The following is a 14,274-nucleotide window of genomic DNA, read 5'->3' on the forward strand; positions in this document are numbered from 1 at the left end:
TTTATATATTCGAGGACGGAAGAAAAGTGCATAGAAAAAGGGGCGTATTGTACGCCCCTCATCTTACTTATCCTCTGTAATATATGCCCATTTATAGCTGTAGTCTCCACCAACTGGATGGTGAACAATACCTTTTACTTTAGGTCTTTGAACGATAGCATCACCACGTTGATATAATGGTGCAATTGCTGCATCTTCCAATAACATTTTCTCCGCTTTCAGTAAGCTATCCCAACGCTCTTTCGTTTTCGTTAATAGCTCACCTTTACCTTTTTGTACAATTTCATCATATTTAGGATTTGAATATCCTGTTTGGTTATGAGGGCCATTTGTAACAAACATATCAATGAATGTCATTGGATCTAAGTAGTCAGGCCCCCAACCAGCGTAAGATAAATCATAATCTAGATCTGATTCTAATTTTAACTTTTGTTTAAATGGCTGGTTTTTCAAATTCACTGTTAAACCTGGTAAGTTTTTCTCAAGTTCTCCTTTTAAGAATTCTCCTACTTTTTTCGCACCATCACCATCATAGTTTAATAGTTCTACTGTAATTGCATCTTTTCCAAGCTCTTTTTTCGCTTTTTCCCAATGCTCTTTTGCTTTTTTCACATCTGTTTTTAAAATATCTCCATTTTCTTTACGGAAGTCTTTTCCATCTGGGCTCTTAGCAAATTCTTTTGGCACTAAATAATCTGCAGGTGTAGAACCATCATTTAAAATTACATTCGTTAAGCCTTTTTTATCGTACGCTTTTGCAATCGCTAAACGTAGATCTTTGCTCTTTAACACTGTATCTTGCCCACCACGTTTTTGGTTTAAGCGTAAGAAGTACGTTGACGGTGTTTTTTGTGTAAAGAAGTCGGGGCTTGATTTATATTTGTCAACAAATTCAGATGTAAGTCCTGAACGATCGATTTGTCCACTTTCATATAAGTTAACACGTGTACCGCTATCTTTTACTACGTTAAAGTTGATTTCATCTAACTTAACTGTTTTATTATCCCAATATTGTGCATTTTTCTTTAACTTCCAACCTTCTTCATGTTTCCAGTCTGTTAATGTAAACGGTCCGTTGTATAACGTCGTATCTGATTCTAAACCGTACTTTTCTCCTTTTTCTTTTACAAATTTCTCGTTTAATGGATAAAATGTTCCAAATGAAGTTAATTCTACAAAGTAAGGAACTGGATTTTCTAATTCTACTTCTAACGTATAGTCATCTACAGCTTTTACTCCTAACGTATCTAGTTCAGCTTTTCCTTCATTAATCGCTTGTGCATTTTTCAAATCAAACATAATGTATGCATATTCTGCTGCTGTATTTTTATCTACCGCACGTTTCCAAGCAAACACGAAATCCTTCGCTGTTACAGGCTCTCCATTTGACCATTTTGCATTTTTATTTAATGTAAATGTGTATTTTTTACCATCATCACTCTTTTTATATGATTCAGCAACTCCTGGTGTTGCTTTATTATCTTTATCAAGTCGATATAAACCTTCCATTACGTTGTTTAAAGCTAGAAACGATACTTGGTCTGTCGCTTTAGCAGAGTCCATAGATGGAATCTCTTGAGACTCTGTTAAATTAAGCACTTGCTTCGCCGCTAGCTTTCCGCCTTCTTTTTCACCACTTTTTGGTGTTGTGCTTGCCTTCTCTTTATCTCCTGATCCAGAGCAAGCTGTTAATGCCATACTCATTACTAAAACTGGTGCTACAACCGCTGTCAATTTTTTCATCTTTTTTCTCTTCATTTTTTTGTACCCTCCCCAATTATATGTACGATATTAACATTTAGAAATTCTCTACTAACTTTTGTTATCAGAAAATTCTTATTAATTAATATTCTACTGTTTTTTAAAATTTTGTAAAGTATTTTTGTAAATTTTCTAAATATTTATTTTTTTATTATAGTAACTTGTTGTTTTAACTACTATATGAATTATCCCCCGTCTACTATATGTAAACATCCCTCCCCTTATTCCAATCTATTACTACGTTCTATATTTTTCTTATTAGCATGAGGTCTCTTACTATCATTCATCTGTCTTACTACTTACTGACCTCTCTATTTTCCTCCGATAGAACCTTCCTAATTACCTACCCGATTCTCAATAGGCTAACGAGATTTATTCCCTTATGCATACTAAAAAGCATTTCAAAAGCAGCTCAGCCACTTTTGAAATGCTTTCACTTTATTTTTTTCCGCCATCCTCAGTTACATACGCCCACTTAAAGCTATATTCTGGACTGATGTTATGTTTCACAATTCCTTTTACATTCGGTTTCATTACGTACGATCTTCCTGTTTGATATAAAGGAACTAACCCTGCATCTTCTTCAAGGAATAACTTTTCAGCTTTCCCTAACGTTTCCCAGCGTTTTTTCGCATCACTCATTAATTCATTACCTGCTTTTCCTACCATTTCATCGTATTTTGGATTTGAATAACTCATTTGGTTGTACGGGCTCTTCGATTCAAACATATCAATAAATGTCATTGGATCCGCATAGTCTGGACTCCAACCTGCATAAGAAATTTCATAATCTTGCGCAGTTTCTAATTTTAATTTTTGTTTGAACGGCTGAATTTTTGTATTAATCGTTACACCTTTTAAATTTTTCTCAATTTGATCTTTTACATAGTCAGCAATCTTTTTCGCAGTTCCATCATCATAACTTAGCAATTCAATTGTAACTTGATCTTTTCCAAGTTCTTTTTTCGCTTCTTCCCACGCTGCTGCTCCTTTTTTCGGATTATATTTCAGACCATTTTTAAATGTATCTTGATAATCTTTACCATCTGGCCCTGTCGCAAGTCCTTTTGGAACCAATTGATCTGTTGCTTTTGATCCATTATTTAAAATTACATTTGCCAATCCTTTTTTATCAACTGATAATGCAATTGCTTCACGTAGTTTTTTGCTCTTTAAAGGCGTATCTTGTCCGCTACGTTTTTGATTTAAACGTAAGAAGAATGTACTTGATTCCGCATACTCACCATATTCTTCTTTGTTCGATTTATATTTATCTACAAACTCTCCTGATAGTAATGTAAAATCAATTGATCCTGTATCATATAAGTTTACTTTCGTTGCAACCTCTTTTACTACACTATAGTTAATTTCTTCTAATTTCACAGTCTTTTTATCCCAGTACTTATCATTTTTCTTCAGCTGCCAACCTTGTTCATGTTTCCATGAAGACATAACGAATGGACCGTTATACACAGTTGTATCTGCTTCTAAACCGTACTTATCACCTTTTTCTTTTACGAATTTTTCATTTAATGGATAGTATGATGGGAATGCTAATAAATTTAAGAAATACGGTACCGGTTTTTCTAATTCTACTTCTAGCGTGTAATCATCTACCGCCTTCGCTCCTAATTCAGTTACAGGTTTTTCCCCTTTATTAATCGCTTCTGCATTTTTAATATAGTAAGCAATAAATGCATATTCTGCCGCAGTATTCTTATCAAGTAAGCGCTGCCATGCGAAAACGAAATCTTTCGCTGTTACAGGATCACCATTTGACCATTTTGCATCTTTTCGCAGTTTAAACGTATACTTTTTACCATCTTCACTTTTCGTACTAGACTCTGCCGCAGCAGGAATTGGCTTATTATCTTTATCAAGGCGATATAGGCCTTCCATCGTGTTCCCTAAAATTTGCGCACCTAATGTATCAGTAGATTTAGAAGTATCCATCGTCGGAATTTCTTGGTTTTCCGTACGATTTAATACTTGTTTCGCTGCATATTTAATATCAGATTTTTTTTCTTCCCCACTATTTGATGTAGTAGTCGTTTTCTTTTCCCCACCTGACCCAGAACATGCTGTCAATGCAACACTCATCGCTAAAACTGGTACCACAACTGCCGTTAACTTTTTCATCTTTTTTCTCTTCATTTTTGTACCCTCCCTAATTATATGTACATTACCAACCCTTGAGAGACCCCTTACTAAAGATTCATTTTTTCAGAAAATTACAACTAATGTTATTCTACTCTTTTTTTCGCATTTGTAAATAGTTTTATTTTAAATATTCTGACTTTTTTATTTTAGTAGGATTTATCCCCCATCTACTATATGTACATACTATACACCTTATTCTCCTCTATTTAACCATACTAAAAATTAGTATTTTAAGCTCACAAAAAAAGCATTTAAAGGTAGCTAAGCCACTTTTAAATGCTTTTTCAACTCTATTATTTTTCAGTCACATATGCCCACTTAAAGCTAAATTCTGGACTGATATTATGTTTTACTACTCCCTTTACATTTGGTTGTAAAACATAAGAATCTCCACGTTGATATAAAGGTACAATCGCTACATCTTCTTCAAGTAATGTTTTTTCAGCTTTTCCTAACTCTTCCCAACGTTTTTTCGCATCGCTCATTAATTCCGTTCCAGCTTTTTTCACCATGCCATCATATTTAGGGTCAGAGAAGCTCATTTGGTTATGAGAATGTCCAGTCTCAAACATATCTAAGAACGTCATTGGATCTGCATAATCCGGATTCCATCCGCCATACGAAATATCATATTGTTGTTCAGTTTCTAATTTTAGTTTTTGCTTAAATGGTTGAAGTTTAATATTAACTGTTACACCTTTTAGGTTTTTCTCAATCTGATCTTTAATATATTCGCCAACTTTTTTCGCATTACCAGTATCGTAGTTTAAGAATTCAATCGTAACTTGATCTTTTCCAAGTTCTTTTTTCGCTTCTTCCCAAGCTGCAGCAGCTTTTTTAGGATTTGGTTTCAAACCGTTTTTAAATGTTTCTTGGAAATCTTTACCGTCCGGTCCAGTTGCTAACCCTTTTGGTACTAAGAAGTCAGCTTCTTTTGATCCATCATTTAAAATTACATTTGCTAAATTCTTTTTATCAATTGATAGCGCAATTGCTTCACGTAATTTTTTGCTCTTTAATGGCGTGTCTTGTCCATCACGTTTTTGGTTCATACGAATGAAATACGTACTCACTTGTGAATATGTGCCAAATTCATCTTTCTTGCTTCTATATTTATCAACGAACTCTCCATTTAATAAAGCAAAGTCAACTTGACCGCTATCATATAGATTGACTAAAGTCGCAGCCTCTTTAACAACACTAAAGTTAACTTCTTCCAGTTTCACAGTCTTTTTATCCCAATATTGATCATTTTTCTTTAATTGCCATCCTTGTTCATGCTTCCAATCTTTAAGAACGAACGGTCCGTTATAGACAGTTGTATCAGACTCTAAACCGAACTTCTCGCCCTTTTCTTTTACGAACTTTTCATTTAATGGATAATATGATGGGAATGCTACTAAGTTTAAGAAGTACGGTACTGCTTGCTCTAACTCAACTTCAAGCGTAAGATCATCTACTGCTTTTACTCCTAATTCAGTTACAGGTTTTTCTCCTTTATTTACTACTTCTGCATTTTTAATCGGGAATGCGATAAATGCATACTCAGCAGCTGTTTTTGGATCTAATAGACGTTGCCAAGCGTATACGAAATCTTTCGCAGTTACTGGATCTCCATTTGACCATTTTGCATCTTTGCGTAGTTTGAACGTATATTTTTTACCATCTTCACTTTTCGTGCTAGATTCTGCTGCTGCTGGAATCGGCTTATTGTCTTTATCAAGACGATATAACCCTTCCATCGTATTACCTAGCATTTGTGAAGATACTGTATCAGTTGATTTTGAAGAGTCCATCGTCGGAATCTCTTGTGTTACTGTTCGATTTAACACTTGTTTTGCTGCTAATTTTTCCCCTGACTTACTATCTCCACTAGAGCTAGAATTTGTGCTTGTCTTCTTATCTCCACCTGATGTAGAACATGCTGTTAACGCCATGCTCATTGCTAAAACCGGTGCTACAACTGCTGTTAGTTTTTTCATTTGTTTCTTTTTCATTTTGTACCCTCCCTAATTCTTAACGATAGCTATTAAAGAATTTTCTGATAATTCTGTTTTTCTCTATATATTTATCAGACGATTCTTACTAATTCTTATTCTACTAATTTTTTAATTTTTGTAAAGTATTATTATTGAAAATTTTTAAAAAATTATTTTTTTACAGTAATATTCATAAAAATTCCATATTTTGTTCAAACCTTATTTCGCATTCATACACATTCGTTGTTTTAATCACTTTCATCTCATTTACCACTTGAATACTTGTTAATTATTGCTAATAAATAATGCATATATCTAAAAACATCTTTTCTACAAAAATAAAAAAGTCAGCAAAACTGACTTTTTACCCGACCATTTTTTCTCTTTTCATTTCCTCTACTACTCTCGTATACTTTTCATCATCAAATTCATTTTCACTTTTCGCAACAACTACAGTTGCAATACCGTTACCAATTAAATTAACGATAGCACGTGCTTCTGACATGAAACGATCTACACCAAGTAATAGCGCTAACCCTTCTAGTGGGATAACATTCATTGCTGACAAAGTAGAGGCTAATACAATAAATCCCCCGCCTGTTACTGCCGCCGCTCCTTTAGATGTAACTAATAAAATAGCTATTATAGTTAATTGTTGACCTAGTGAAAGATCGACGTGAAAAACTTGAGCTAAAAATATAGTTGCCATTGATAAATAAATCGTTGTTCCATCTAAGTTAAAAGAATAGCCTGTTGGAATAACTAAACCTACTACCGGTTTCGAACACCCGAAGTCTTCCATCTTTGTCATCATTCGCGGCAGTACTGATTCTGACGATGATGTCCCGAGAACAATAAGTAATTCTTCTTTAATATACGCTAAATATTTCCACAAACTAAATTTATACAATTTACAAATAAAATTTAAAACAATAAAAACAAATAATGCCATTGTCGCATATACACAAATCATTAATTTACCAAGTGGTATGAGCGTGCTTAAACCATACTTCCCAATTGTAAATGCCATCCCACCGAATGCTCCAACTGGTGCTAATTTCATTACAATTGATAAAATGTTAAAAAATACTTTCGATAATCTTTCAAAAAAGTCAATAACCGGTTGTCCATTTTTTCCTAACATCGTTAACCCTGCTCCGAATAAAATGGAGAAGAACAGAACTTGTAAAATATCACCTTTGGCAAATGCTTCAAACATGTTAGACGGCACGATATGTAAAAAGAAATCCATCCATTTCATTTCTTGCCCACTTTGTACATATTGTGAAACATCTCCGCCTTTTAGTTTTGAGGGATCTAATCCATCTCCTGGACGTACAACATTCGCTACGATGATACCAATAATTAAAGCCGCTGTTGTAACAATTTCAAAATATAATAGTGCCTTCCCACCAACACGGCCTACCTTTTTCATACTTCCCATACTTGCAATACCGAGCACAATTGTTAAAAAGACAATCGGTGCAATAACCATTTTAATCATATTGATGAATGTTTCACCAATTGGCTTCATTTGTTGTCCAACACTCGGCCAAATTGCCCCTACTGCAATACCACAAATAATGGCCACAATAACTTGGAATGTTAAATTCTTTACGATTCTCATTTTTGATACTCCCCTGTATTTTCATTTCTCCCATACTATTTCAATAATTGCTAATGATATATTCTATGTAATAGCCCCCCTGTTATTTAACTTAAACTATAACTTTATGTTACACTATTATCTTAAACTTTAAAATAGCATATAACATTCACGAATAAAAGACATACTATTTAACATAATAAAAAAGCAGACATTACATCTGCTTTAATTCTCCTCAATCTGTTTTTCACTTAATCCTAGATGTGTTCTAAGAGTATTACTCAAACTCTGTAGATCTTTTTTATTAGGATTATAATAATATACACGTTGCCCGTTTGGGCCATTAGGTAAGTATAAATCATCACCAGCTAATTGTATTTTTTCAACTGAACCGTTTAAACCGTATTTATAAAAAGATAAAATATCATCCATTACTAAATTTGTTTTAAAATCACCATCAACCGCCTCAACTATTTTTTCTAGCTTCGTAATCGATCCTACACTTTTTAATTTACTTAAAATCGCTTCAATAACAAGTTGTTGGCGCTGTCCTCTCATTGCATCACTATCAATATGGCGCGTTCTTGCTAGTGCAAGTGCTTCTTCCCCATTTAATTTTTGTAATCCTTTTTTCAAATGAATCGCATCAGGTTCATCTTTACTATTTTGCTCCGTAAATTCAACTGGGACATCCACTTCAATACCATCTAACCCATCAACAATTTTAGTAAAGGAACCAAAATTAAATTTCACAAAATAATCAACAGGCACCTGTAACAATTTTTCTACCGCTTCCACAGAAGCTTGCGGTCCTCCATCTTTACCATTTTTAACGAAACCACTTCCATATGCATGGGTTATTTTATCTTTTTTCTTTTCAACTGGAACATATGTATATGTATCACGCGGTATGCTCGTTAATTTCACTGTTTTATCGTCTTTATTAAAAGTCGCTAACAATAATGCATCTGTATGAAATGCACCATTATATTCCTTTTGTCGTTCTTGATTTTCATCAATTCCCATAATTAAAAGTGAAACATGATTTGCAATTGGCTTTACAGATTTCTCACGTAAATTGGATTTTTCACCTCGTGCTAAATTCAAATTAGATTTTTGTACAAGACTAGAAGTTTTCATATATACATAGGCTCCATAGCCAATTCCACCAAATAGTAATACCGCCAGTAGTAAACTTATTATCTTTTTCTTTTTATATTTTTGCTTATTTTTCTCTTCTCTTAAAGATGAATGATTCCCCATTTACTCTCCTCCTGTTTCTATTCATCCAATATGTTTTTCATTTTTTCATATTTAGCGCTATCCTTTTGAAACATACTTTCTTTCAATCCCTTATCTATTTGTATCCATTCAGTCGTAACTGAATATTGAATCAAGCCTTCTTGAAAACTAAGAAATTTCAACATAATCCCTGTATTTTTCTCCACAACCATTTCGAATTTCCCTCTTAAATCTTCAGAGGTGCTAACAGGCATCTCTATGTTTATAACTCCTTCAATTTTGTAACAATCTAATCCAAGATATTTCGTTTCTTTATAATTCCAATCTTTATATCGAATTAATAAATCTGCGAATTCTGATTGAATACTATATTTAGCTAGCCCTACATATTCATCATCATATCTCTTTTTCTCATCTGATTTTCTCACTAACCTTTCCGTAGGATTTAATTTTAATAGTTCATTGTTTCTTTCTTTCGGGTTCCATTTTGTCTCTTTATAGGTATACTTCTCATCATCAAACTCTTTTTTCTTCCCCTCGTTATATATAATTGTTCGTTTTTTGGCTAGTTTATCTTCTTTCGAAGAGATACCTCTTTGTTTCTCCGTATCAATCGCATACTTATATGTTGTAGCAATTCTTGATGAGCTAGAATATTCCTCAAATTGTCCTGAAATATTTTTAAAATAATCAATAGAATCTAGCATTTTTTGATGAATCTTTTCTTTATCTGGATAATGTACATTTGATTTTATTTCTTCTTCATTTTCATAATCAGAAAACGCTTTTTTCTTTACATATTCAAATACTCCACCATTTTGCGCAAAACTTTGTATAGAAAACTCAGACATAGATACCACTGAAAGTATACAAACCGCTGCACTAATTATCATCATATGAATTTTGTAACTCTTCTTTTTTACCTTAAGATTATGTAGCGTGCCATTAATCTTTTCATTTAACTCTGGAGGTACTATAACATTTTCATCTTTTATTCTCTTTTTTAATTTCTCATCAAATAATTTTTCATTATCCATCCTTTACACCCCCTATTCCATCTTTAATCGTTTTTGTAGTTGTTCCCTCGCACGTGACAATCTTGATTTCACTGTTCCTTTCGGTATTTCTAACAGCTTTGCTATACTCTCTTGATGCATGTCTTCATAGTAATAAAGCACCGTAACAGCTCTTAATTCTTCATGTAACGATTGAATCGCATTACACAAATCTATATCTTCATACTGATCACAAGCACTCATATTGTAATCATTCTCTTCTGTCACAATTACATTTTTATACGCTCTAATAATATTGTTACACTCATTTATTAGTATTCGAATTAACCAAGTTTGAAAAAATTCTTCTTTTTTTAATTTTTTTATATTTTCATAGGCTTTTAAAATTGTTGTCTGTATCGCATCCTCTATATTTGTCTCATCACGTAACATCGCCTTTGCTATTCGATACATCTTCGCTTTTTCTGTATGTATAAGCGCTATAAAGGCTTCATGATCACCTTTTTTCGCTAAAGAAACATCCGTTTCTTCTTTTACAATCATTTTATATAAAGGGATTACTTTCACAATTGCTCCTCCTGTTTCATCCTCACTTCATCACTTCCAATTTAACTTTACATGTATTAGACGTATGAACCTAGAAAAAGGTTCACTTTTTTGAATATTTCTGTAATTAAAAAGATAAATATCCTTTATAAGGATGCAATAAACATACTAGTTTAAATTTACAAATAAAAAAAGCCCACTTTCTCAGTGGACTTTCTACTCTATAACGGTAAATCCCTCTTCCTAAATACTACAATTGCTACGATAAAAATACAAAGTGCTACAGTAGTTAAACCTATACTTACCGGCCATATATTATATGATCCTTCAGCAATTTCTTTCGGACGAAACAGCGTGAATAATGATAGGTTTTTCATCCATTCTAACTTATCACTTAACTTCCCTACCATATCCAATACGAAAAATAAAATAGTTAAACTCGCTGAATAACTTAGTGCTTTTCTTTCGTCATTACATATACAAGAAAAGAAAAATGAATACGCACTAACGACTAAAAATATGAGCCCTCCGACTACATTTATCTTCAAAAATAATTCTTTATTTAAGTTATTATCTTGTAAAAACCATTCTGCACCTACTAACCCAGCTACATACGTAACAGATACAATAATTAGAAGTCCCAATATGAGAACAGCAGCTTGTGTAATCGCAATTTGCACTCTAGATACAGGTGTTGCTAGCAAGTATGCCATTGCTCCTTTATCTACATGACAAGCAATTAAATGTGTCGCAACTGTTACGCAAAAAATTGTTAAAATGATAATAAACAATAGACTATAGTATTCGCCCGCTAGAAAATCCATTACGTTTTGAATCGGACTTTCCATACCAACGATTTTTTTCACGCTATCAGGCATGGCAGCTATTAATTCATTTAGCCCTTTCGCTGATACCATTGACGGGAATATCCAAATTAATAACCACAGATATAAAGCTGCACCAGACGCATAACTCAAAATATTTTTTTGTGTTTCTTTCAAACTAGCTAAAAATAATTGCTTATTCATGCGTTATCCCTTCTTTCTTATCGTAATAATGCATAAATAAATGTTCTAAATCCATCGCTCTCGTTTGAAGTGCCGTTACATTATAGTTTGAAAGTGTTTGTAAAACAGTTTGATAGTTTCCTTGTACAATGATAGATGCCTCTCTGCCTTTTACCGCTTCAAATTGCAAATTACACTTTGTAAGGGACTCAATCTCTTCTTCTGATGATACTGTTACATCTATCACCTGTCTTCTCATACTTTGTAAATCGTGAATATTTTCAACCGTTACGAGTCGACCATCTTTAATAATAGCTACTCTATCACAAGTTCTCTCAATTTCAGTAAAAATATGTGATGACATTAGGATTGTTTTTCCTCTTTGCTTTTCCTCTAATATTAAATCTATAAATACTTGCTGCATAAGTGGATCAAGTCCAGATGTTGGTTCATCTAAAATTAACACCTCTGGATCGTGCATAAATGCAGCGACTATCCCTACTTTTTGCTTCATTCCTTTAGACATTTTGCGAATCGGTGTTTTCACATCAAATTGCAGACGCTCTATCAATTCATCTCGTCTTTTCGTATCCTTTAATCCACGCATTCCTTGCATTAATTTTAAAAACTCTAATCCGTTCATTCCTTCAATAAAAGAAATTTCACCCGGTAAGTAACCAACTTCCCTTTGAATTTTCGCCGCTTCATTCCAACAATCTAATCCAAAAATTGTCGCTTTACCAGTTGTCGGTTTTATAAATCCCATTAAATTACGAATCGTCGTTGATTTCCCGGCACCATTCGGTCCTAAATAACCAAATACTTCTCCCTCTTTTACATCAAATGTAATATGAAACAAACCTTTTCCGTTCGAAAACTGTTTTGTGACATCTTGAACTGAAATCATAATTCCACCTCATTTTTTGAAATATTTAATGTTTGATATTTCAAAATTATTGTACTCCTCATCTTCCATATTCGCAACAACTTTTTGAAATATTTATTAGTCCATATTTCAAAATTATTGTTTTCCATTATTTTTTCTTGTATATTTTAAGTGAGGTGATTGCATTGAACGGCTTTGAAAGAGTAAAAGAAAAGAAAAAGCGTGCCATTAAAGAAGCAGCATTCGTATTATTTTCAGAACGTGGATTTAATGAAGTGAAAATAGAACATATCGCAAAAGAAGCAAACGTTTCTCAAGTTACAATTTATAATCATTTCGGAAGTAAAGATGCGTTATTTAGGGAGCTTATACAAGAATTTATCATATCTGAATTTCAATATTATAAAGAGCTTGCAGAAGAAAAATTACCTTTTCATGATATGATGCAAAAAATGATTGTAAGAAAAATGAATACTGGCGGATTATTTCAACCTGATATGTTACTACAAATGATGCAAAGGGACGAAGAACTCCGTAAGTTTATTTATAGTTATCAAAATGAAAAAATCCTACCCTGGTATTTAGAAATATTAGAACGAGCTCAGCGCAAAAACGAAATTAATCCACACCTTACTAAAGAAATGATGTTACTTTACATTCAAATGTTTACAAAATTAGGTGATGAATTTGGAGCACAACTTCTTGAAGGAGATCGGGAAAAACATATAAAAGATATCGTTACGATGTTCTTCTATGGTCTTTCTGTTCCACAAAAATAAAAAGACACGAATTTCGTGTCTTTTTTATTTTATAGAAATGACTCTACCCTTTTCACTACTTTCAATCGCTAATTGAATCAGTTTAATAACATCTAAACCCTCTTTTGCTGTTACAGGTAGTTCCTCACCATTTAATATACTATCTCGTACACCTTTATAATAATTGTCATAACAACCGACTTCTGTTGGAATACGCTCTAAGCTTTCTTCTGTTTCTAAAGTAGCAAAATTCTCTTCATCGTCTACTCCATAACCGTTATCACCTGGCTTCATTCCATTTTTTAATTGCTCTTCCTGCGAATCCATACCGTACTTCACGATAGAACCTTTCTCTCCATGCACTATAAAATGCGGTCCAGCTTTTTTCACATAACTGCTACTACGTAAAATGACACGTTTAACTCCGTAATGAAGTACTATGTGGAAATAATCATCCACCTCTGCACCTGGTCGTTGTTTTATTACATCTGCACTTATCGCATCTGGTTTCCCAAATATTGATAACGCTTGGTCAATTAAATGCGATCCTAAATCGTATAATATACCGGAGCCTGGTAGATTTTTTTCTCTCCATCGATCACGTACATGTGGACGGAAACGATCAAAATTCGATTCATATGCGTATACATTCCCTACTCTGTTTTCTCCTAACAATTTCTTAATTGTTAAGAAATCATTATCAAAACGACGATTATGATATACGCTTAACATTACATTATGCTGCTCTGCTAATGAAATAAGCTCTTCCCCTTCTTCAATTGAGACAACAAATGGTTTTTCTACAACAACATGCTTACCTTTTAAAATTGCTTCTTTTACATATGGAAAATGAGTTGTATTAGGTGATGTAATAACAACTAAGTCAACATCAGCTCGCTTCACCAATTCATCAATTGTACTAACAACATTAGCGTTTGGTAATGTGTCTTTTACTACCTCTTCTTTTGAGGATAATACAGCACGAATATCATATTCTTCTATTGTTTGTAATAGTGGGATATGAAATGTCGTACTAGAAAAACCAAATCCTACAATCCCTACACCTATTTTTTTCATGTTGCCCCTCCATTTGTCCCGCTTTAACGGGCAGTAAGATTCCTAACTCAAAATTCAGTGAAAGCTAAGGAATTAGGTGAGGAATCAACTGCTTGTTAAAGCCCGATTGGTTCAACTAATAATCAGTGAGGATGAAGAAACTCCCCATTGATTAAAGTTTCACTTTATGAGAACGATTTCATTCAGTTATTATAACAAGATTATTATTATTTACATAATAAATTGCCTAGAAAAAA

General features: G+C 33.2%; 11 protein-coding genes. 1 reads left to right on the plus strand and 10 read right to left on the minus strand.

Going from position 1 to position 14,274, the window contains the following annotated elements:
- Positions 1-63: 63 nt before the first annotated feature.
- The 9 genes from MR112_RS24025 to MR112_RS24065 all read right to left on the minus strand — a co-directional run bounded on the left by MR112_RS24025 (position 64) and on the right by MR112_RS24065 (position 12,224).
- Positions 64-1,758 (minus strand): peptide ABC transporter substrate-binding protein, encoded by a 1,695-nt coding sequence (locus tag MR112_RS24025; RefSeq protein ID WP_000823448.1) that lies wholly within the window; start codon positions 1,756-1,758, stop codon positions 64-66.
- A gap of 441 nt (positions 1,759-2,199) precedes the next feature.
- On the minus strand, positions 2,200-3,915 hold the full coding sequence (locus MR112_RS24030; RefSeq protein WP_000823468.1) for a peptide ABC transporter substrate-binding protein: 1,716 nt from the start codon (positions 3,913-3,915) through the stop codon (positions 2,200-2,202).
- A gap of 299 nt (positions 3,916-4,214) precedes the next feature.
- The gene (locus tag MR112_RS24035; protein ID WP_000730167.1) at positions 4,215-5,918 is read right to left on the minus strand and encodes a peptide ABC transporter substrate-binding protein; all 1,704 of its coding nucleotides are present in this window, start codon (positions 5,916-5,918) and stop codon (positions 4,215-4,217) included.
- Between the two features lie 346 nt (positions 5,919-6,264).
- On the minus strand, positions 6,265-7,527 hold the full coding sequence (locus tag MR112_RS24040) for a dicarboxylate/amino acid:cation symporter (RefSeq protein WP_074555542.1): 1,263 nt from the start codon (positions 7,525-7,527) through the stop codon (positions 6,265-6,267).
- A gap of 204 nt (positions 7,528-7,731) precedes the next feature.
- Positions 7,732-8,769, minus strand: a complete 1,038-nt coding sequence (locus MR112_RS24045; RefSeq protein ID WP_000526726.1) for an LCP family protein — start codon at positions 8,767-8,769, stop codon at positions 7,732-7,734.
- 17 nt (positions 8,770-8,786) lie between these two features.
- The gene (locus MR112_RS24050) at positions 8,787-9,785 is read right to left on the minus strand and encodes a hypothetical protein (protein ID WP_000368242.1); all 999 of its coding nucleotides are present in this window, start codon (positions 9,783-9,785) and stop codon (positions 8,787-8,789) included.
- Positions 9,786-9,797: 12 nt separating this feature from the next.
- Positions 9,798-10,331 carry a sigma-70 family RNA polymerase sigma factor gene (locus tag MR112_RS24055; RefSeq protein ID WP_000864731.1) on the minus strand — a complete coding sequence of 178 codons (534 nt, stop codon included), beginning with the start codon at positions 10,329-10,331 and terminating at the stop codon, positions 9,798-9,800.
- Positions 10,332-10,531: 200 nt separating this feature from the next.
- Positions 10,532-11,338, minus strand: a complete 807-nt coding sequence (locus tag MR112_RS24060) for an ABC transporter permease subunit (RefSeq protein WP_001041418.1) — start codon at positions 11,336-11,338, stop codon at positions 10,532-10,534.
- Positions 11,331-12,224, minus strand: a complete 894-nt coding sequence (locus MR112_RS24065) for an ABC transporter ATP-binding protein (RefSeq protein WP_000626576.1) — start codon at positions 12,222-12,224, stop codon at positions 11,331-11,333. Before MR112_RS24065 ends, MR112_RS24060 begins: the two co-directional genes overlap by 8 nt.
- A gap of 155 nt (positions 12,225-12,379) precedes the next feature.
- Between MR112_RS24065 and MR112_RS24070 the strand changes: the two genes are divergently transcribed.
- Positions 12,380-12,982, plus strand: a complete 603-nt coding sequence (locus MR112_RS24070; protein ID WP_002024578.1) for a TetR/AcrR family transcriptional regulator — start codon at positions 12,380-12,382, stop codon at positions 12,980-12,982.
- 24 nt (positions 12,983-13,006) lie between these two features.
- On the opposite strand, the gene MR112_RS24075 is transcribed toward MR112_RS24070, so the two are convergent.
- On the minus strand, positions 13,007-14,038 hold the full coding sequence (locus MR112_RS24075) for an oxidoreductase (RefSeq protein WP_000719746.1): 1,032 nt from the start codon (positions 14,036-14,038) through the stop codon (positions 13,007-13,009).
- Positions 14,039-14,274: the final 236 nt, after the last annotated feature.

It is taken from the genome of Bacillus cereus group sp. BfR-BA-01330 (assembly GCF_022663885.1).
Taxonomy (GTDB): Bacteria; Bacillota; Bacilli; order Bacillales; family Bacillaceae_G; genus Bacillus_A; species Bacillus_A cereus.